This window comes from Lactococcus sp. (assembly GCF_036648155.1).
In the GTDB taxonomy this organism is placed as follows: Bacteria; Bacillota; Bacilli; order Lactobacillales; family Streptococcaceae; genus Lactococcus; species Lactococcus cremoris.
Map to the genome: position 1 here is coordinate 147,054 of NZ_JAVXIY010000005.1, position 20,668 is coordinate 167,721.

Genomic DNA, 20,668 nt, shown 5'->3' on the forward strand with positions numbered 1-20,668 from the left:
TAATATAGAATAACAGAGGGAAAAATAATACGTGTCAGTAAATAGCTATAAAAATAATCCACTATCTTGGCAACCAGACAAAACTTTGTTAAAAAGTCCTATTTATAAGTCTTTGGTTGATTTACTTCAAGAAGATATTTTATCTAATCAACTTATTCAAGATACGAAATTACCTTCACAGCGTGAGCTTGCTGACTTTTTAGATTTAAATTTTACTACTGTCGGTCAAGCTTATCAATATGCAATAAAAAAAGGCCTCTTATATACTAACGTTGGAAGTGGAACCTACGTCTCACCAAATGCTTATCACTCGGCTACAATTTCTACTCATAATGTTGAAAAAAATATCATTGATTTTGGTCTTGTAAGTTCATTTGAAGAATGTAATTCTTTAGTGGTCCCTTTTATTCAGTCAGTCACTACCAGTCCTGACTTAATTAAATTATTGGATTATCAGAACCCAATGGGCTCTAATTTTCAAATTGAAACTGCCTCAAAATGGCTTGAAACTCAAGGGGTTATTCCTTATAAAAACCAAGTTGCCATTGTTTCCGGAGTTCAAAACGGACTTGCCATTACACTGTCAGCAATGTTTGCTCCGGGAGATCGAATCGCGGTGGACCGCTACACCTACTCTAATTTTATCGAATTAGCACATCTCTATCATTTAGAAATCGTTCCAATTGATTTTGATGATGACGGAATGTCTCCAGCTGCTTTAAAAAGCGAATGTCTTAAGAAAAAAATAAAAGGTATTTTTATAATGCCTTCTTGTAATAATCCGATTGGTTTTCAGATTTCTGAAGAACGCCGACATGAACTTGCAAAAATCATTAAAGAAATGGGCTTGATCGTAATCGAAGACGATATTCACTCTTTTATGACCACCTATTTTCAAGATAAAGTGCTTCCCCCTTTCCAACAGCTTCTTCCCAATCAAACCATTTATTTAGCTGGTATGACAAAATATATTAGTTCAGGTTTAAGAATCGCCTATTTGGTTTACCCACAAAATTTCAAATCAGCAATTGAAAAAGCCTTATTCAATATTAATGTGAAAACCTCAGGTTTAGATGCTGAAATTATTACTCAAGTAATACAATCACCAACAGCAACAAAGATTCTTGAAACAAAGTTTGATAAATTAAAAGAAGCTAATCAACTTTTTGATAATATTTTTAAAAATCTTAAACCTAAGCGACCAACTAATAATTATCCCTTTTACCGCATTATTCGTTTAAAAGATCAACTTATTCATGAAAAACAAGATACAATCGAAAACCATCTTCTGAAGCAAGGAGTTCGTGTTTTTCATTCGGACCGCTTTTCTACTCAAACTCAACCTGACCCTTTCATTCGGATTTCCCTAACTTCAAATACTATTGAACGATTAGACAAAGGTTTAAAAATAATAAAAAAAGAAAATAATAAATACAATCAATAGTCCTTTAATAAATAATAACATCAAAAAGCCAGACTTAAATTAAGTCTGGCTTTTATTAATGTCAAAGAAATCAAAGAAAAATTTCTCCTTTGGCAAAAAGAACTGCTTTTCCACCAATGCTTACGCGATTTTCTTTTAGTTCACATTTCAAATAACCCCCACGTGCTGAGGCTTGATAGGCCGTTAAGACTTTTTTGTCCAATTTTTCAGCCCAATAAGGAATAAGATTAGAATGTGCCGACCCACAAACAGGGTCTTCATTTATTGTTAATTTAGGAAAGAAAGTACGAGAAACAAAATCTTCTTCTTTCCCCTCAGAAGTAACAATAACTCCAATTACTAGTTCAAATTTTTCTACTGCTGTAAAATTAGGCCCTAAGTTACGAACCGTTGCTTCATCCTCTAAAACAAAAAATAAATCTCTTGCCAAGTAAGCTTCCTTAATTTTTGTTCCCAAAGCTTCTTCATATTCTGGTAAAATATCAACCTTTTTAGGTAGGATAGACGGGAAATCCATATAGTAGGCATCTCCATTTTTTGTAACAAATAAATCACCACTTTGGCTTGTAAAACGCAAGGTCGGTCCACTTTCGCCATAATAATTAAAAAGGACAAAAGCCGTTGCTAAGGTTGCATGACCACAAAGATCAATTTCACGGTCAGGAGTAAACCATCTCAATTCAAAATAATCATCTTTTTTTACTGTAAATGCTGTCTCAGATAAATTATTTTCAATCGCGATTTTTTGCATAATTTCTGCTGACAGCCACTCATCAAGAACATAAACAGCAGCTGGATTCCCTTTAAAAATTTCGTCAGCAAAAGCATCAACGACATAATAATTCAAACTCATAAAACATCTCCTATTTTAATTTTTTGTAAATATATTCTGCACAACATAAATCTTCAACAGCCAAACCTACTGCATCGAATATCGTAATTTCTTCAATATTTGCTCGACCAGCTACTTTATCTGTAACCAATTCTCCTAAAGAGCCAACGATATTTTCTTCTTTCATCAGCCCTTCGGCAATTGGAATTAATAAATCTCCGCTCTCTTTTAAAGCTGCTTCATAATCATCAACATAAACCTTCCCTTTGACCATCAACTCACTCTTAAGTTCCCGTGTAGTTGGAGTGAAAGTTCCAATAGCGTTAATATGTGTCCCTTCCGAAATAAAGTCAGCTTCCAAAAAGGCTTCCTTACTTGGTGTTAATGTACATACAATATCTGAATGTTCTACTGCTTCTCTAAGATTGTTAGAATTGATAAATTCCAACTCAGGATGATTCGCCTGCATACGTTCAATAAATGCTGCAGCTGCTTTTTGATTGAGGTCATAGACACGCACTACTTTGATTGGACGCACACATAAAATAGCTTCTAAATGTGAGCTGGCCTGTTGCCCAGTTCCAAGAAGAGTAAGGATTGATGAGTCTTCTTTTGCCAAAAAATTTGTTGCTAGAGCTGAAACTGCAGCAGTCCGAATCCAAGTAATCGCATTTGCATTAATAAGCGCAACTGGAAGACCATTTTGTGAGTCAAATAGCATAACTTCTCCTACGTGAGAAGGAAGATTTAAGCTATGATTATCAGGAAAGGCCGTAATAATTTTAGCACCAAAATAGCGTTTTTCACCAAGGTAAGCTGGCATTAAAGCAAAAACATTTTTATCTTTTCCATCAGGTAATATTTCAACCATTCGCTCTCTTTGAGCGATTGTTCCATTTTCATGATCATTAAAACAATCTTTCATTACTTGAATTGATTCTTTAAAGCTCAATTGCTCAATGACTTCATCATAACTTACTTGTTTCATACTACTCTCTCTTACTAAGATTTATTTTGTTCTGTTAATATTATATCTCTACTGTAAACGAGATACAATATTAATATTGTATGGCATACGCATTATTAAAGGTCCTAACCCTAAATTATGATAAATCTTTTTTGGGATTAAAAAAGATTTTTAAATTTTTTTAATTGGCTTGTCCATTCGATTACCTTATTAAACTCATACTCTTTTTACAATATTTTTCTCTTCAAAAAATAAAATTAGTTTAATGCTCAAAAATATCTATTTTGAAAGTCCATCATAGATTTTGTTTATATTCCATTCCATCATGCGATAATAACTGTCGCCATTCTCTCCACTTTTCGCTACTGAATCAGTAAAGATTGTTGAGTAGATTGGAATATTGGTATCTTTCGCAACTGTTTTCATTGGACGTTTATCAACACTACTCTCCACAAATAAAGATTTTAGATCCGAGGCTCGTAGTTTTCTCACTAACGTTTTTATTTGTTCTGGGCTTCCTTCTTCTTCGGTATTAATTTCCCAAATATAAGCAGAAGGGATATCATAAGCTTTAGAAAAATATTTGAAGCAGCCTTCGCTTGTCACAATCATTTTTTTATTTTCTGGAATTGAAGCAAATTTTGCTTTAGCTTCCTTATCTAGCTTAGTTAGTTTGTTTATATACTTATTCAAGTTGTTTTGATAAAAATCTTTCTGGTCAGGATCTTTTTTTGATAATTCTTTTTCAATGTTTTGGGCATAGATTATCCCATTTTCTAAATTAAGCCAGGCGTGTGGATCTTCTTTTCCCTCAGTGCTCTTTCCTTCAAGATAGATGACATCAACCCCTTTACTGACTGGAAAGTAGTCTACATTTTCTTTTTTATTTGCATTTTTGACTAATTTTGTAAACCAAGCATTTCCGCCGGTCTCCAAGTTTATTCCATTATAGAAAATTAAATCAGCTCTAGAAGTTTTTTGAACATCATCTGGCAAAGGTTCATATTCATGAGGGTCTTTCCCGACAGGAACAATACTGTGCAAGTTAATTTTATCTTTGGCAATATTTTTAGTCATGTCTGCCAGAATAGAATTAGTGACGACTACATTTAATTTGTCATCCGCTTTTTTTATAGACTGATTTGTATTTTTAGAACAAGCCACTAAAGAAATAGCTGTCATAATTAGCACAATAGCAAGTAGAAACTTCTTATGTTTATTTAGCATTAAACTTTAACCCTCTTTCTTATAAATTTCTGTTTTGGTGAAATTAAAAAACTTACTGTAAATATAATGGCTGAGGTAATCACAATGCTTGAACCGGCCGCAATATTGAAAGTATAACCAATAAATAATCCTAGAACAGATGAGATTGCTCCAATTGAAGATGAAAGAATTAGCATTTTTTTCAAACTATTGGTATATAAGTAAGCCGTTGCTGCTGGTGTAATCAACATAGCCACAATTAAAATGGTCCCCACACTTTGCATTGCTGTAACAGAAACTAAAGTCAGCAAAACCATCAAAAGATAATGATAAAAATTAACTTTCATACCTATAGCTTTTGCCATTAATGGGTCAAATGAGGTAATTAAAAGTTGCTTAAAGAAAAGAACAATCACGATTAATACAAAAATGGATACACCGATTGTTAACCATTTTTCTATATCTTGTACTGCTAAGATATTCCCAAAAAGAATATGGAATAAGTCTGTTGAACTATTAGCCACTCCTATCAAAATGATACCTAAAGCCAAAAATGAGCTAAACGTAATTCCAATTGCGGTATCCCCTTTAATTAGACTATTATTTTTGATATAAGTAATTATAAGTGATGACAAAAGTCCAAAAGCAATCGCTCCAATAAAGAAATTTATACCTAAAATATAAGAAATGGCCACCCCTGGGAGGACCGCATGAGAGATTGCATCTCCCATCAGTGACATCCCTCTTAAAATAATAAAGCAACCAACTGCTCCCGAAACAATTCCTATCACAACCGCTGTAATCAAGGCATTTTGCAAAAAATGAAACTCGTATAAGCCATTTATAAAATTTTGTATCATCTCAATTTAATCTCCTATAAAAATATTATCCCCATATGCTTTTTTTAAATTTTCGTGAGTAAAGCTCTCTTTAACCTTCCCGTAAGCAATTATTTCCTTATTAAGAATAATCAGTTCATCAAAATAGACTTTCACCTTGCTTAAATCATGATGTACAATTAAAATCAATTTCCCTTGTTCTTTCAAATCTTGAAGAATATCCATAATGATTTTTTCACTTACCGAGTCAATTCCCACAAAGGGTTCATCTAAAAATATATAATCAGCTTCTTGAACCAGACATCTCGCTAATAAAACCCGTTGAAACTGTCCACCAGATAATTCCCCTATTTGTCGATTTGCATATTCTGACAAATTTACTTTTTCAAGCGCTTGGGCAACTCGCAGCCACTCTTTACTTCCAACTTTTTGAAAGAGTTTCAAGCCTGTATAAGTCCCTAAAGAAACACATTCTTTGACTGTGATTGGAAAAGTAAGATCAATATTACTTTTTTGCTCCACATAAGCAATATTTTTTAAGAATTTTTTACGTTCCTTTCCTTCAATCAGTATTCTCCCTGAATAAGGAATGATATTTAAAATTGCTTTTATTAAGGTTGATTTTCCCGCACCATTTGGGCCAATCATACCGATAATTCCACCAGATTCAAGTTTTAGTTGAACATCTGTCAGTGCTTTATTTTCGCTATAGAATACATTTAAGTGTTCAATTTTTATCATTTAATTCCTTTCATTATATAAATGACCAAGATCTAAATCTTTAGTCTAGTAAAGTCAAAATATTTCATAAAACAATTGTAGCATACGCTAAAAATATAATCAATATATATTGCCTGCGCTATTTTTTAGAACAAATAAAATAATAAGTCATTAATATAGTATCCCTTGTCTGTATTTGATATACTTCATATAAGGATATAATTGTTAAGGAGAGTTTGTGAGGACAAACCCTCTCATTTATAATGACAGTCACAATATTTTGCATATTACCAAACAAGGAGGGTCTATCTATGACGACTATGGTTTTTGTTAACTTTCCGGTAACGGATGTTCAAGCTTCAACAACTTTTTATGAAAAAATTGGTTTCAAAAAAAATCCAAATTTCTCAGATAATCTTGTCAGCTGTATGGTTTGGGATGAAAAATTTTTCATCATGCTTCTTTCTCACGAACGCTATCAAAGTTTTATTGGGGAAAGGAAAATTGCTGATACAAGAACAACAAGCGCTGCGCTGATTTCATTTACATTGCCTAATGCTGATGCAGTTAAAAATTTTGGTAAACTTGCCAGCGAAAATGGTGGAAAATCGATTCATTTGGATGATGGTATCCCTGAAGAAATGATGTATGGTTTAGAAGTGCATGATTTAGATGGAAATTGCTTAGAACCTGTTTGGATGAATCCAGAGATGAATAATAATTAGTTTATCCAACCTTTTGATTTCTAAATAAAAATATAAAAAAACAAGAAGTTATCTCTTCTTGTTTTTTGTTAGTTATTTTTAATTATCGAAAAATCCCATTTGAAAAATATAAACAATTTCTTCTCGATTGAAATAATAAAGTCTCTGATCATTTTTGTAGCCATCTGGAAATAGAACAGCCGAATAATCAAATTCACGTTTAGTTTCTATTTCTATTTGCTTGTGACCAATAATCATTAATCGCTCTTCTCCACCTGCAAGTAAAACAACACTCCCAAGCGGTAAAAATTCCTTTAACATTTTTTTCATCTGTTTTTTCCTATTTGATTCAATTTTTCGTGCAATATCATGAATCTTCTACCCAAATTGGGGCTTTTCAAATCCCAGTTGATTTATTACATTTTTTGCGAAACATTAAATTAATTATACCATTTAGGCACATATAAATCTACAAATTACAATTATAATAAAAAACAAATAAAATAAAATTATTATTTTCTCTAACTCAATTCTTTTTAAAATATTTTATAAGAATTATTTGATGATAGATTTAACTTCACTTCTTCCATCACCCACTTTTTTAATGATAATTTGCTGACCAATTGTCGATTTCATCTCTTCTACGTGACTTATGACACCAACCAATCTATTTTTCCCGATTTGTTCAAGAGCTTGCATTGCTTTTTGCAAAGTTTCTTGGTCAAGGGAACCAAAGCCCTCATCGATAAATAAGGCTTCAATCTGAACACCATTTGCAGTATTTTGTACTACCTCACTTAAAGCAAGCGCAATAGATAAAGCCGTAATAAATGTCTCACCGCCAGATAAGGTATCAGCTGAACGAGAGGCACCCGTTTCATTATCATAGATGTTAATGTCTAATCCATGATCCATGCGCCGGTTATTTCCTTCTTCGGCAAGTTCAAAGCGATAACGGTTATTTGAGAGTTGATTGATAAAGTGAATATTAGCATAATCAAGAATTTTTTCTAAATAATTTTGCACCACAAAAGTTTCTAGTCTTAATTTATCTTCAGACAATTTTCCTGAAATCGCACCATAAAGTTGGCCAATGGCTTTTCTTTTTTCAAATTGTTTCTCTTGACCTTTCATTAGTTTTCTCACATCAGAAAGAATTACGATTGCTTGTTGTTCAGCTGTTTCATCAGCTGCTAATTTCTTCTGTAAAGAAAGGTAGAGGTCTGTTTCTTGTTTTTTGCGATTCTCAATCTCTTCAAGATTCGGACGACCTTTATTTAGAAGTTTTTTATGCAGGCTATTAATCTCTTGTTCTAATCTTGATTTTTCTGACTTGTATTGTTCGACTTTTTGAGATAGTTCAAGCCACTTATCGTCATTAGCCCATTCCCATAATACCTGGAAATCTGTAGTCAAGGCCTCAGGTTGAAGCAATGTCTTGTCAATCTTATCCTGATTATTTTTTATTCGTTCACTTAAATCTATCAACTGAATATTTAAAGATTTAAGATTGGCTTTTTTAGTAGCAACTGATATTTTTATCTCCGAAATATTAGATGTTAGATCAGCTAAACGCTTTTCAAATAATGCAATTTCCTCTTTGAGTTTATTGCGCTTATCTTGTAAATATTCACTGGTTTGAGTCACAGCTGAATCTCTTATTTCTGTCAGCAAATTTTCTATTTGAGTAGAAAACTCAAGGTAGGTATTTTCAAGTTTTTTTACTTCTTCTTGTAATCCTAAATATTTTTCTTCCAAATCAGTTAAATTTATTTTTAACTGATTATTTTCTCCTTCCTCTTTAATCAAAGCACTTTCCAAATTTTGAATAAGCCCTTCAATGGCGGATTCATCAAATGCTGACGGAAAAATATCTGAGTAATTAGAAATAAATTCACGATAGAGAAGCGAGAAATTCTTAATGACTTGTTCTTTTTCGGCTGATTTCAAGGCAAGGTTATTAGTGATTTCAGTCGTTAATTGGTTTAGCTGCTTATTTTTTTCTAGTAAAGTTGCTAGTAACTTTTGAGATTCATCTATTTCTTTTAGTAAAATTCCTAATTTTTCATAAGAAATATTTTCAATTTCATCTACTGACGGATGCTCTAAGGCACCACAAACAGGACAAGGTTCATTTTCTTCTAATTCCGTTTGAAGTTGAGCAATCATCAAACGTCGTCTTCCCTTTATTTTTTCTTCATGTGCCATTTGAACATCATTTAGATGCTTTTTATTTTCAGAGAGTTCCTTCTTTGTACTCTCTAACTTATTACTTAAATCAAGATTTTCCTTTTCTAACCATGAAATCCTTTGAAAATCAGGAAGTAATTTTCCCTGGAAAGTGAGTTTTAATTGATTTATTTCCTCTTTCTTCTCAGAAAAATATGAATCAGAAATGATATTTTCTCTTAGCCTTAATATTTCTTGATTAAATTCAATTAAAACATCTTTTGAATTTTTCAATGATTGTTGAGTCTCTGATTGCTTATTTCTTAGATCAACAATCTTGGCTTGCTTTTTCTCAGCTTCAAAAGCCTGTTGAATTTGTGTAATTAAACTTTCAGACTCACTTTTCTGATCATTGATCCTTTGTTGCTGTTCACTTAAATGTTCATTTTCTGTCAGTAAATTTTGCAACAATTTTTCTTCTGTCAATGTTTTAGTAGTCAGGTCAGTAATTTTCATCTCTAAATCTTTAGATGTTTTTTTATCTTGTTCGAGTTCATGAAGGCTCTGTTTAAGAGGTTGGGCCCAAGTTAATTCCTCAAAATGTTTCAGATTTTTATTGTAGCTTTGAGACTGTTCAATAATTTTTTCTTGATAATCACTTTCTAATTTACTTAAATTTTCAAAGTCATTATATAAATTTAGTGCAATTTTATATGAATCTTCTAATAAAGTTACTTTTTCTTTTTGTTCTAAGTTTTTGGATATTGTTTCTTCTTTTACTTTCGTCCGTTCTTCTTTAAGAAAAAGCATTTCATTAAATTTTTCATGTTCAGGAGCTACTTCTAATCTTTCTAATTCAAAAGAGCTCCAAATTTGAGATTCATAATAACTTTGTAATTTGCGTTCATACTCTGCAAAAATTGCATTTATTTCTGAGTTTTGTAATTTTATGGCATTACTAAAAGCTGTAAATATTGATGTTCCGAATATTTTCTTTAAAATTGATTCTTTTTCTGGAGTTGAAGACTTTAAAAATCTTGAAAAATCATTTTGCGGAAGCAGGATAATTTTTTTGAACTGTTCAGCATTCAAATGTAAGAGTCGCGTTATTTCCTCTCCAACATTTTTGGGGATTGTAGCAATATTTGCTTTTTCAATTCCTGCCACTCTATCAACAACTGCTAATTTGGCAGTTGCTTTAAAAATTGTTGTCCCACTACCTCTTTTTTTAGCAATATTTTGCTCGGGTTTTCGTTCAATTTTATATAATAAGTCCCCCTGTTTAAAATAGAATACAACACTTGTCAAATTATCAGGAGTGGCGAACTGACTTCTCATTTCCTTAGCATCTCTATCTCCTGTTGTTGTGCCAAACAATGCATAGGTCATCGCATCAAATATAGTTGATTTTCCTGCTCCCGTATCACCACTAATTAGAAAAATAGGCGATTCATCTAATAGACGGAAATCAACAATCGATTTCTCATGAGGACCAAAATAATTCATTTCTAAATATATAGGTTTCATTATTATTTTTCTCCTTCTATTTGTTTGAACGTGTTCTCAATAATTTCTTGCTGCAAGCCACTTAAAGTCTCACCAGTTGTAACTTCATAAAAATTTGAAAGTATCCCAATATTATCCAAGCTTTCAATATTTTGAGTTTTACTTTTTACTGACGAAATATTTTTAAATTTATAATCCAATTCCACTATGGTTCCATATACTTTTTGAAGTTGGGCACGTAAATTTCGTCCTGCAAGTTTTGCTCTATCAAAGTTTTTTATGGTGATAGCGAACCAAGCTTGATGAATTGGCTGATTTTCGTAAAACTCTCGACTGATTAAGGTGTCCCACTCTTCTTCAATAACAACTAAATCCGTTTGGATTTGTAAAGGAATAAACTCAGAGCTGACGGAATCTTGCTGTGTTTCTACAATAAAAACTCCCTTTTGAGTTTTTGCTTCTTTTGTGTTAAATTTTACAGGACTTCCAGAATACTGTACCTTCTCACTGGGTGAAGCAAATCTAGTGTGGATGTGTCCTAAGGCCACATAATCAAACGCTTCGAATTGAATAACATTTAAAGTTGCTAAACCACCCACTTTTGAGGTAGTTTCACTTGTTAAGTTAATCTCTTCTTTATGAGGACTTACCGCAAAATGTGTCACTAAAATTTGCTTTTTGTTTTTATCAAAATGTGTTTGCATTTCAGAAATAACTAAGGTCATTGCTTCATCAATAGTTTTGATCTCTTTTGCTTTTTCCTCGTCCAGACCCTGACTTGAAAAGTATATCCTTGCATCCATCGGATCAAAAAAAGGTAATAAAAATAATTGAACTTGCTCAGTTTCAATTGGAATAAAAGCTTCCTCTAAAGAAGTCCGTAAATGTAATTGATTAAAATCCAACCATTCTTTGGCATAATTTAATCTCTTGGCCCCATCATGATTTCCTGAAATTGCATAAATTGGAAATTTTTCGATGATGTTCATTTCTCTTAACATTTGATTAAAAGTAATAACAGAATCTGCACTTGGAACCGCTCGGTCATACAAATCTCCAGCAATAATTATTCCATCAACTTCATATTCTTTTGCCAGAGAAAGAATTTGTTTAAAGGCATATTTTTGCTCTTCTAATAATGAAAAACCATTTATCGTTCTCCCAATGTGCCAATCTGACGTATGTAAAAACTTCATATTTATCTCCCCAAGTGAATTTAATTATTATTATAACATTATCAAAAAAACTTTAGTTTGTTTGCTACCAGATTGTTATCCTCATCCCTAAAGAAAACAAAAAAGGCTAATTATAGACTAGCCTTTTTCAGAAACTAAAATTATTTTATTTCGCCTTTAATAACTCTTCTTTACTATGAACTAATTGAGTCAAAAAGTCACAGTAAGGAGTAGCTATCTGATATTTTTTCCCTTTACGTGAAACTGCACCATTAATATAATCTATCTCTGTCAAGCGATTATTATTTATCAAATCTTGATACATTGAAGGATAATGTAAGCCAATAGTTTCAGGGTCAAAACATGTCTCAACATGTTCTACGACCTCATCTATATCAAGATTCACATCCTCATGTTTTGCAACTGCCGCAAATTCTTTGACAATTGTAACAACCATATCGTGAGCAGGTTTTGTTGCTCCCAATCCAGCCATATTAGTATCCAAAATAGTGCAGAGTCCATTCATTGTCCCATTAACGCACGCTTTTCGGTAAATTGAATAATGGATGTTATCAGAATAGTTAGCATTTAATCCTGAAGCAGATAAAATGTTTGCTAGTTTTTTAGCCGTTTCTTCTTCGCCAGGAATGAAATTTTGAAGTTCAACAGAACCATTTCCAAATAGTTTTGCTTTTCCTGGTCCTTCTAAACCTGCAGTCCACATGGTATTCCCAATAAAAATATTATTTTTAGAAACATATTTTTCAATAATATCTTCATGACCAATCCCATTAAGTAAGCAAAGAACTTTTGTATGCTCAGCAATTAAAGGTTTAATGTCCTGAAGCATTTTATCTAACTGCATTGCTTTCGTAAATAAAATAATTAAATCTGTTTTTTCTTCTGATGAAATATTAGATTGTAATTCTACTGATAGATGAGCAGTGATTTCTTCACCATTAAAATTTGCTTGTAGGCCATGTTCTTTAATTGCAGTCACATGTTCAAGCCAACCATCTACAAGGGTCACTTCGTTGCCCCCTCTATGAAGCATAAGCCCAAAACGGCTTCCCATCGCTCCTGCACCGGCAATTGTGATTCTCATTTTATTCTCTCAATCTATATATTTTTCCCCATAAAATAACTGAATTCGTAATTTTAAAACGAGTTCAGTTTAGTAATTTATAGATAACAAATTATTTATAGTCAAAATTGTAGCTTTTTATGAGATAAAAATCAAAGATTCGCTTTAATAATCCTGTGAGAGAATATTCAGAATTTTTTCATTTTTTGAACTATCTACTATTTTGCTTGATCCCAAAGTCGAACATTCTCGATTGCTTCCATCAGTCCTAATTGACGAACTTTACGAGGAAGAAATTTACGAATATCGTCTTCATTATATCCAACTTGTAGACGATAATCATCAATAACTAAAGGACGTCGAAGTAATTTTTCATTTTTTACAATTAAGTCTACAAGCTCATTTAAAGTAAGAGAATCAAAATCAAGAATTTTTGATAATTTTTTATAGGCACTACTTCTTTTGGAAATAATTTCCTCTACTCCACTTTCAGTTAATGAGAGTATTCTTAAAATATCATTTTTAAATAAGCTATTTTCTAAAATACTTACTTCTGTAAATTCTAATTTATTTGCAATTAACCACTGTCTCATTTTTTTACTAGAACTGCAATTCGTTGAAGAAAATAATTTAATCATGGCTTTACTTCCTTTTTTTGTTTTGTTATTTTTTTCTCATTTGTACTCATATTATATTAAATCAAATTATTTTTGTCAATATATATTATTATTTCTTTTTCATTTTTTTATTATTTATTTGTTTTTATTTTATTAAACAGAAAAAGCCATCATAAATGATGACTTTATTTTAATTTTATTATTTTCTTTCTCCAGAAGTTAATGTCTTAAACTTGTGCTTCCATTCATTTTGGAACCATCGATTTTCAAAGGTGTCCGCAAGGAGAGTGTTTCTCTCTGTTTGCTGTTTACTATTTTTGACCACTTTTACTGATATTTTTTTAGACAATTGATTTCCTCCCGTTAGAGATCATAGACGATCATACCGAACTGGTTTCTTCCTACAACTACTTTATAGCTTAAAAAATCTAAAGTTTTAAGAGAATCATTTCATTCTCTTAACACCATTATACCAAAAAAATAACAGCTTATGAAGAAAAAAGCTCCGATTTTCGTTATATTTAATTTATATATCCTTCAAAAATTTGTTTATCAATTAATTTTTTTCAATAAAAGTAAAAAAGCCAGCCCTAAGGCTGACTCAATGTTTGTAATTTGAAAAGAATTTCAGAGATGTCAAAGTTGGATAGGCTTTGACTCTCTAATTTTACCGTATTTTAAAGACTTTAACCAATAATTTGTTTGAAAATTTTTATTCATTAATTAATGTTTATCTTCTTTATTTTTCTTACGCCAGAAGAATATTGCTCCAAATAGAGAGAGAAGAACAGTTCCAACCATACTCAACCAACCTGCATTTGTTTCACCTGTTGCTGGTAAATCAGCTGTTGAAAAATGTTTTCCACCTATATTTGTACTCATATTTCCATTCATCATCCCTCCATTCATTGTTGTTGGCGGTGTAGTAAAGGACGTTGGTTCGCTGGTATTTCCAGATGCATCTGTTGCAGTAACAGAAAGCTGTGTTCCTGGGTTAATTCCAAGAGGAAGTTTAATTGTATAACTTCCATCCACTCCCGCTACAGCAGTGCCTAAAACTTCGCCTGTTGTCGGATTTTTAACAGTAATAGTGGAACCAGGTTCACCTTTACCATTTACCGTATATCCACTACCAGAATCCCCGGTTACACTATCTACAGTTGGAGCGCTTGGAGCCGTCGTATCAGTGTTAGACGATGGATCACTGACTGTCAAGGGTTGGGTCACATTTTCATATTCCTCTGCTGAATAAGTGACTTTATAGGTACCTGCGGAGAGTTTGCCATTCGCTACTACCATTCCTGTTGAGTTGGTAATTACATGGGTAACCGAAACAGTTTTTCCAGTACTATCTTTAAGTGTACTTGGTAGGGTAGCTGTTGCGTCCGCTACACCTTTTTTAGAAGTGGTTGCTGTTAAATTTCCTGTTGGGGCTACTAAAACTGGACTAACTGGATCTGCAGGTGTTGTCGCTGAGGTTGGGTCACTGACATTGCCTGAACCATCTGTTGCAGTGATTGTCAATGGAGCATTAGGACCAACTGAGCCTGGGAGAGTCACTGTATAGTTTCCGCTGCCATCTGTCGTTCCAGTCCCAACTGTATCTCCGTTATTATCTTTAATTGTAATAGTCGAATTAGGTTCGGCAGTCCCTGTAACGGTGTAACCGTTGGTGCTATTGCCTGTGATACTTCCGACTACTGGAGAATCGGGAGCAGTTGTATCTGAATCTGCCGGTGTTGTCGCTGTAGCGGGATCACTGACATTACCTGAACTATCTGTCGCTGTGACATTTAGTGGAGCGTTAGGACCAACTGAGCCTGGGAGAGTCACTGTATAGTTTCCACTTCCGTCTGTCGTTCCGGTTCCAACTGTATCTCCGTTATTATCTTTAATTGTGATGGTTGAATTAGGTTCGGCAGTCCCTGTAACCATGTAGCCGTTGGTGCTATTGCCTGTGACACTTCCAACCGTTGGAGCATCTGGGGCAGTTGTATCTGCTGGGTCAGAAACCACTAGCGTTTGGGTCACATCTTCATAGCCTGCGGCCGTATAAGTGACGGTGTAGGTACCCGCTGACAAGTTGCCATTGGTCATTGCAGTTCCTGAAGGATTGGTAATCACTGAAGTGACTGGAATGTCAGCTCCTGTACTGTCTTTGAGACTCGCTGGAAGAGTAGTCATCGCATCTGCGGCACCCACAGTTGAGGTTGTCGCTGTCAAGTTACCTGTTGGAGCTACTAAAACTGGACTAACTGGATCTGCTGGGGTTGTCGCTGAGGTTGGGGCACTGACATTGCCTGAACCATCTGTTGCAGTGATTGCCAATGGAGCATTAGGACCAACTGAGCCTGGGAGAGTCACTGTATAGTTTCCGCTGCCATCTGTCGTTCCGGTCCCAACTGTATCGCCATTATTATCTTTAATTGTGATGGTTGAATTAGGTTCGGCAGTCCCCGTAACGGTGTAACCATTGGTGCTATTGCCTGTGACACTTCCAACCGTTGGAGCATCTGGGGCAGTTGTATCTGCTGGGTCAGTAACCACTAAAGTTTGCGTTACATTTGCATAGCCTGCGGCTGAATAGGTGACAGTGTAAGTACCCGCTGATAATTGACCGTTGGTCACTGGAGTCCCCGAGGAATTAGTAATGACTGAGGTGACTGGAATATCAGTACCTGCACTATTTTTTAAGGTAGTTGGAATCGTCGCAGTTGCATTACTTGCACCAACTGCTGAGGTCTTTGCTGTTAGATTTCCTGTTGGAGCAACCAACGTTAGATTAACATCTCCAGCTAAATATACGTAAGAAACTCCATCAGCACCACTTAGAACATTAACGTCTAATAAATTGGTTTGAACAGCAGAACCTACAAAACGTGCATCGAGGTTACTTTGAATACTTGGTGGGGCAGTGATTTTTGTAGGAATGGTAATTCTTGTATCCCCAAGTGCCGAAGCATTTAAAAGAAGATCTAAAATTCCACCTGTTCCATTTACTAATGGAACTAAAACATTATCTATGGATGTTATCAGTGCAGGCTTGATCAAAGCAAGGGCAGTATTAGCGGCAGGTGCTGCTATTCCTGTTGCAGAAAGATTACTAACTGCTGTTCGTAAATTTTCTAGAATAGTTCTGACGTTTTGAGCTAAAATTGCTCCCATCCCATCATTTAAAGGCGCACTCAGCACTGAATTACCATTAAGGGTCGTGGCTGATGTAAAAGTTCCACCGCCAATATTTTGAATTCCCTTTAATAGATTAAGCTGAGTCGTCACCTCTGTTAAATTAATACTGGCTAAAGGATTATTACCTAAAATTGTGGCTACTCCCGCAACAAAAGTATCTCCAGCACTAACAATTGCATTGATGAGTGCAACTTTATTAAAGTCAATCGTGATATTCGTTGTAACCGAAGTATTCCCATTAGCCGCAACATAGCCACGAAGCTCTTGCGGAATTGTCAAAACAGCATAACGAGGGCCTGAAAGGAGGGCAACATTAGCCAATGCACCTCCGGCAATTGTAAAATCAACGTTTCGAGTTCCTGAACCACTAGCCCAGCGATTGCTTGTAGTTGTCCCGCTATTATTGCTTGAAGTAATATTTTGCAAGAGATCAATATTTAAAGCCGCAGCTTTTGCAGTGATCTGATTTGATAGCAAACTATAAGTCGTTGGGATAATTACTGAAGTCATCAATAATGTCCCAGACATGGTCGCTGATAGGACTTTACGCTTGGTTATTACTTTACCTTTTTTACGTGGTGCCTTTTTTTTCTGCATTTCCATTTTTTCCAATCCTCCTAAATCATGTTGGCAATATCTTATGATGATCAGACACAAGAAATTGTTTGGTAATTTCCATAAAGTAATCTATTGTATACACCATTTGTTTATAAAAAAACATAAAAATACTTTGGTTTTTACTTGACCATTCCTGACTTTAACAAGAGCTTGTGTCAAAAGAAGAAAGTTCATAAAAAGCCTTTGTTTAGCTTTTCAAAGCTTCTAGTCGCTTGTTTTAAACAACAAAAAAAATCGCCAATGTTAGCGATTTCTCTTTTTGTCAATATTTTTATTAAGATTGCATTTTTATTCAGACCCCAAAATAGTTTTAAAGTTTATTTATTTGTATTTTCTTCCAGTATTTTCATTCTTCGCAAAAGTTGATGTTCTCCAAATAAAATCAAGAGTAAAACCAGACTCCAACCTCCAATTAATCCTGCAGAATCGATTAGTGGTCGCCCTGTCCTTGAAATGAAAATTCGTGTCGGATGATCCTGAGCAACATAAACTGTAATTTTATCGCCTTCATCACCTAATCTTCTAAAATAAACATCCAAGGGACGTTTTTGATATTCTTTTCCGTCGTATTTATAGGATACTTCATGAATTGCTTTCACATCTGTACCATAAACAATTTTTCCAGAAACAGCTGTTTTTTCTAAACTTTTATTTGTCTGATGGATACCAAGTAAAAACAGAGCCCCGAAAAGCATTGCCACTGCAACAATAAACATGACAATTCGCAAAATTCGCTGAAATATACTAACTATTTTATTCATTTAACATCCTATATTTCTAATTTAATAACTTTCCTGAGTTTAATCCTCTTTTCATTTTAACATTTTTTATTGATAAAAGTCGATATGCTAATTAAGCTACATTCTTAGCTTTTTATGAAATCATAAACAATAACTTGAAAAATACAAGAAAAATTAACGTTTTTTTGGTAAAATTGGCTTAGAAATAGTTATTAATTTTCTCATATTTTACTGACAGGCCTTTGTCAGTAAATTGAAAAATAAAAGGCTCCTAAATAAACAGTGAAAGCTGTTTTTATAATCTATAAAACGAAAGAGGCACATAATGTCCTTTGATGGTATTTTTTTACACCACATGACGGCTGAATTGCAACCGCTTGTTGGTGGACGTATTCAAAAAATTAATCAACCTTTTGACCAAGAACTTGTTTTAACCATTCGGTCAGCTGGTAAATCTCATAAACTTCTACTTTCAGCTCACCCTGTATTTGGACGGGTCCAACTGACGAAAACTGATTTTCAAAATCCTCAAAACCCCAATAACTTTGTGATGATTTTACGGAAATATTTAGCGGGGGCTTTCCTTGAAAAAATCGAACAAGTTGAAAATGACCGCCAAATTATTTTTCACATTTCTACTAAAGATGAGATTGGTGACAGCCTAAAAATTGCTTTAATCGCTGAAATTATGGGGAAACACAGCAATATTATTTTGCTTGAAAAAACCTCACAAAAAATCATTGAATCAATCAAACATATTGGCTTTTCGCAAAATCAATATCGGACGATTTTGCCTGGCTCAACCTATATCGCACCGCCTGCTTCTAATGCTACTGACCCCTTTAAAGCTACTGATGAAGAAATTTTTGATGCGTTACAAACTGAAAAATTACAACAAAAATTCCAAGGGATTGGGCGCGATTCTAAAATCGCATTGACTGGTCTGTCAGTAAAAGAATTCAAAGAAAAATTACTGACGGTTAAACCATCAATTTATCCTACTGACAATTTTTCTAGTATTCAACTTGCTGATGATTTTGTAAGCTTCGATAGCTTATCTGAAATGCTCGATGTTTATTATGCTGACAAAGCTGAACGTGACCGTGTCAAACAAGTTGCTGCTTCTGTCATTAAAAAAATCCAAAATGAATTAAAGAAAAATCGTGATAAATTAAAGAAACAAGAACGAGAATTATTGGCTACTGACAATGCTGAAATTTTCCGTCAAAAAGGTGAGTTGCTTAACACTTTCTTAAATCAAGTCCCAAACGATAAAACAAGTGTGACCTTAGAAAATTACTATACAAACGAACCCTTAGACATCGCTTTAAACCCCGCACTAAGCCCCGCTCAAAATGCTCAACGCTATTTCCACCGTTATCAAAAGTTGAAACAAGCTGTCAAATTTTTGGGAGAACAAATCGCCAAAACTAAAGAAACAATCCATTATTTAGAGTCCGTTGAGTCCAATCTTGAAAATGCTGATGTTCCTGAAATTGCTGATATTCGTGAAGAATTAATTCAAACTGGCTATATCAAACAAAAATATCGCAATAAGAAACAAAAAATGCTGCCACCAGAAAAATATCAAGCTGAAGATGGAACAATTATTTTGGTCGGAAAAAACAATTTACAAAATGAACAAGTCAGTTTCAAACTTTCTCGTCGAGGCGATCTTTGGTTTCACGTTAAGGATATTCCAGGAAGTCATGTTTTGATTACTGGAAATCCAAACCCTTCTGACGAAACAATTACTTTCGCCGGAGAATTAGCCGCCTATTTCAGTAAGGCCCGTTATTCAAATCTTGTTCAAGTAGACGTTTTGGATGTCAAAAAATTACACAAGCCGACCGGAACAGCTCCAGGATTTGTGACCTATGATCGTGAAAAAACGATTCGTGTCACTCCTGATGAAGCTGTCATTAAATCACGTAAGATCAGTAAGTAAAGTTTACTGACGAAAATTAATTTTAAAAATTTGGAGAATCCATGTCTGAAATTATAAAATGTCCTGTTTGCAATCATTTACTTACAAAAGAAGGAAATACTTTTAAATGTGAGAATAATCATACTTTTGATTTGGCTAAAGAAGGCTATCTTAACCTTCTTTTAAATGCCAAAAAAACTTCTGGCGACTCAAAAGAAATGATGGCAGCCAGACGTGATTTTCTCGCAAAAGGTTATTATGAAAAATTATCCGACCGAGTCAATCAACGCTTAAACAATTTGTCTTCAATCAACCAAACCATTGTCGACATTGGTTGTGGGGAAGGTTACTATCTTTCACGTTTCCAAAAAGAAATGGCAGCAGAATCTGCTAAGCTTTATGGAATGGATATTTCTAAGCTCGGGATTCGCATGGCTGCTAAAAAAAACACAACGATTCAATGGTTAGTAGCCAATTTTGCCAATCTCCCTTTTACTGACAAGTCTGTCAGTACTGTTTTGTCCATGTTCGCAGAATATTCTGTCCCAGAAATTGACCGAATTCTTACTGACGAAGGAAATATTATCATCGTCAGAGCCGCTAGTGACCACCTCATTGAATTAAAAAATATTATCTACCCTGAAATTCATGAAAAAGTTAAAGCCTCTTCTATTAAGACTTTCCCTGGATTTTTAGTTGAGCAAGAAAATTATTCTTATCAAGTGACGATTCAAACCACAGAAGATTTATTAAGTTTACTCCTGATGACTCCCCATTATTGGAAAATCAAACCAGAGGGAATTGAAAATCTCAAAAAGTTTGAAGCTTTGGAAGTAACAATCAGTATTGAAATTGATGTATTAAAGCGACAAAAATAAATTTTTTTAATCGAAAAATAATCAACTTTTAAGTAATCATTTTCAAAAAGCAT

At 33.9% G+C, this 20,668-nt stretch carries 16 protein-coding genes; 4 read left to right on the top strand and 12 right to left on the bottom strand.

The annotated features are described in order from the left end of the window. The first annotated feature begins 31 nt into the window (after nucleotides 1-31). Nucleotides 32-1,444: a PLP-dependent aminotransferase family protein gene (locus RSC39_RS06560; RefSeq protein ID WP_332535996.1), complete on the top strand. Its 1,413-nt coding sequence runs from the start codon at nucleotides 32-34 to the stop codon at nucleotides 1,442-1,444. A 70-nt stretch (nucleotides 1,445-1,514) separates the two neighbouring features. Here the strand turns inward: RSC39_RS06560 and RSC39_RS06565 are convergent, their stop codons facing one another. The 5 genes from RSC39_RS06565 to RSC39_RS06585 all read right to left on the bottom strand — a co-directional run bounded on the left by RSC39_RS06565 (nucleotide 1,515) and on the right by RSC39_RS06585 (nucleotide 6,029). Next, nucleotides 1,515-2,297, bottom strand: coding sequence for a PhzF family phenazine biosynthesis protein (locus RSC39_RS06565; RefSeq protein ID WP_332535998.1), 783 nt, complete (start codon nucleotides 2,295-2,297; stop codon nucleotides 1,515-1,517). A gap of 10 nt (nucleotides 2,298-2,307) precedes the next feature. Further along, entirely contained in the window at nucleotides 2,308-3,264 is a 957-nt protein-coding gene (locus RSC39_RS06570; RefSeq protein WP_332536000.1) for an ornithine cyclodeaminase family protein, read from the bottom strand. A gap of 258 nt (nucleotides 3,265-3,522) precedes the next feature. Further along, on the bottom strand, nucleotides 3,523-4,470 hold the full coding sequence (locus tag RSC39_RS06575) for a metal ABC transporter substrate-binding protein (RefSeq protein ID WP_332536002.1): 948 nt from the start codon (nucleotides 4,468-4,470) through the stop codon (nucleotides 3,523-3,525). Beyond that, nucleotides 4,470-5,309, bottom strand: coding sequence for a metal ABC transporter permease (locus RSC39_RS06580; RefSeq protein WP_332536004.1), 840 nt, complete (start codon nucleotides 5,307-5,309; stop codon nucleotides 4,470-4,472). The genes RSC39_RS06575 and RSC39_RS06580 overlap by 1 nt, the downstream gene beginning before the upstream one ends. A 6-nt stretch (nucleotides 5,310-5,315) precedes the next feature. Further along, a complete protein-coding gene (locus RSC39_RS06585; protein ID WP_332536006.1) occupies nucleotides 5,316-6,029 on the bottom strand; it encodes a metal ABC transporter ATP-binding protein in 714 nt (237 codons plus the stop codon). A gap of 290 nt (nucleotides 6,030-6,319) precedes the next feature. Here RSC39_RS06585 and RSC39_RS06590 point away from each other — a divergent pair, with 290 nt between their 5' ends. Further along, entirely contained in the window at nucleotides 6,320-6,733 is a 414-nt protein-coding gene (locus RSC39_RS06590; protein WP_332536008.1) for a VOC family protein, read from the top strand. Nucleotides 6,734-6,811: 78 nt separating this feature from the next. On the opposite strand, the gene RSC39_RS06595 is transcribed toward RSC39_RS06590, so the two are convergent. The 7 genes from RSC39_RS06595 to RSC39_RS06625 form a co-directional block, all read right to left on the bottom strand. Next, the gene (locus RSC39_RS06595) at nucleotides 6,812-7,042 is read right to left on the bottom strand and encodes a DUF4176 domain-containing protein (RefSeq protein WP_063281292.1); all 231 of its coding nucleotides are present in this window, start codon (nucleotides 7,040-7,042) and stop codon (nucleotides 6,812-6,814) included. 225 nt (nucleotides 7,043-7,267) lie between these two features. Then, on the bottom strand, nucleotides 7,268-10,408 hold the full coding sequence (locus RSC39_RS06600) for an SMC family ATPase (RefSeq protein ID WP_332536010.1): 3,141 nt from the start codon (nucleotides 10,406-10,408) through the stop codon (nucleotides 7,268-7,270). 2 nt (nucleotides 10,409-10,410) lie between these two features. Beyond that, nucleotides 10,411-11,583 carry an exonuclease SbcCD subunit D gene (locus RSC39_RS06605; protein ID WP_332536012.1) on the bottom strand — a complete coding sequence of 391 codons (1,173 nt, stop codon included), beginning with the start codon at nucleotides 11,581-11,583 and terminating at the stop codon, nucleotides 10,411-10,413. Between the two features lie 145 nt (nucleotides 11,584-11,728). Next, entirely contained in the window at nucleotides 11,729-12,667 is a 939-nt protein-coding gene (locus RSC39_RS06610) for a 2-dehydropantoate 2-reductase (RefSeq protein WP_096815655.1), read from the bottom strand. A gap of 197 nt (nucleotides 12,668-12,864) precedes the next feature. Beyond that, nucleotides 12,865-13,284, bottom strand: coding sequence for a Spx/MgsR family RNA polymerase-binding regulatory protein (locus RSC39_RS06615; RefSeq protein WP_021037365.1), 420 nt, complete (start codon nucleotides 13,282-13,284; stop codon nucleotides 12,865-12,867). A 702-nt stretch (nucleotides 13,285-13,986) separates the two neighbouring features. Next, a complete protein-coding gene (locus tag RSC39_RS06620) occupies nucleotides 13,987-17,055 on the bottom strand; it encodes an adhesive domain-containing protein (protein ID WP_332536017.1) in 3,069 nt (1,022 codons plus the stop codon). Nucleotides 17,056-17,387: 332 nt separating this feature from the next. Beyond that, nucleotides 17,388-17,831, bottom strand: coding sequence for a hypothetical protein (locus tag RSC39_RS06625; protein ID WP_063282348.1), 444 nt, complete (start codon nucleotides 17,829-17,831; stop codon nucleotides 17,388-17,390). Between the two features lie 304 nt (nucleotides 17,832-18,135). Here RSC39_RS06625 and RSC39_RS06630 point away from each other — a divergent pair, with 304 nt between their 5' ends. Continuing rightward, the gene (locus RSC39_RS06630) at nucleotides 18,136-19,758 is read left to right on the top strand and encodes an NFACT RNA binding domain-containing protein (protein WP_332536020.1); all 1,623 of its coding nucleotides are present in this window, start codon (nucleotides 18,136-18,138) and stop codon (nucleotides 19,756-19,758) included. A 41-nt stretch (nucleotides 19,759-19,799) separates the two neighbouring features. Beyond that, nucleotides 19,800-20,615, top strand: coding sequence for a methyltransferase domain-containing protein (locus RSC39_RS06635; protein WP_063282350.1), 816 nt, complete (start codon nucleotides 19,800-19,802; stop codon nucleotides 20,613-20,615). The last annotated feature ends 53 nt before the right edge of the window (nucleotides 20,616-20,668 follow it).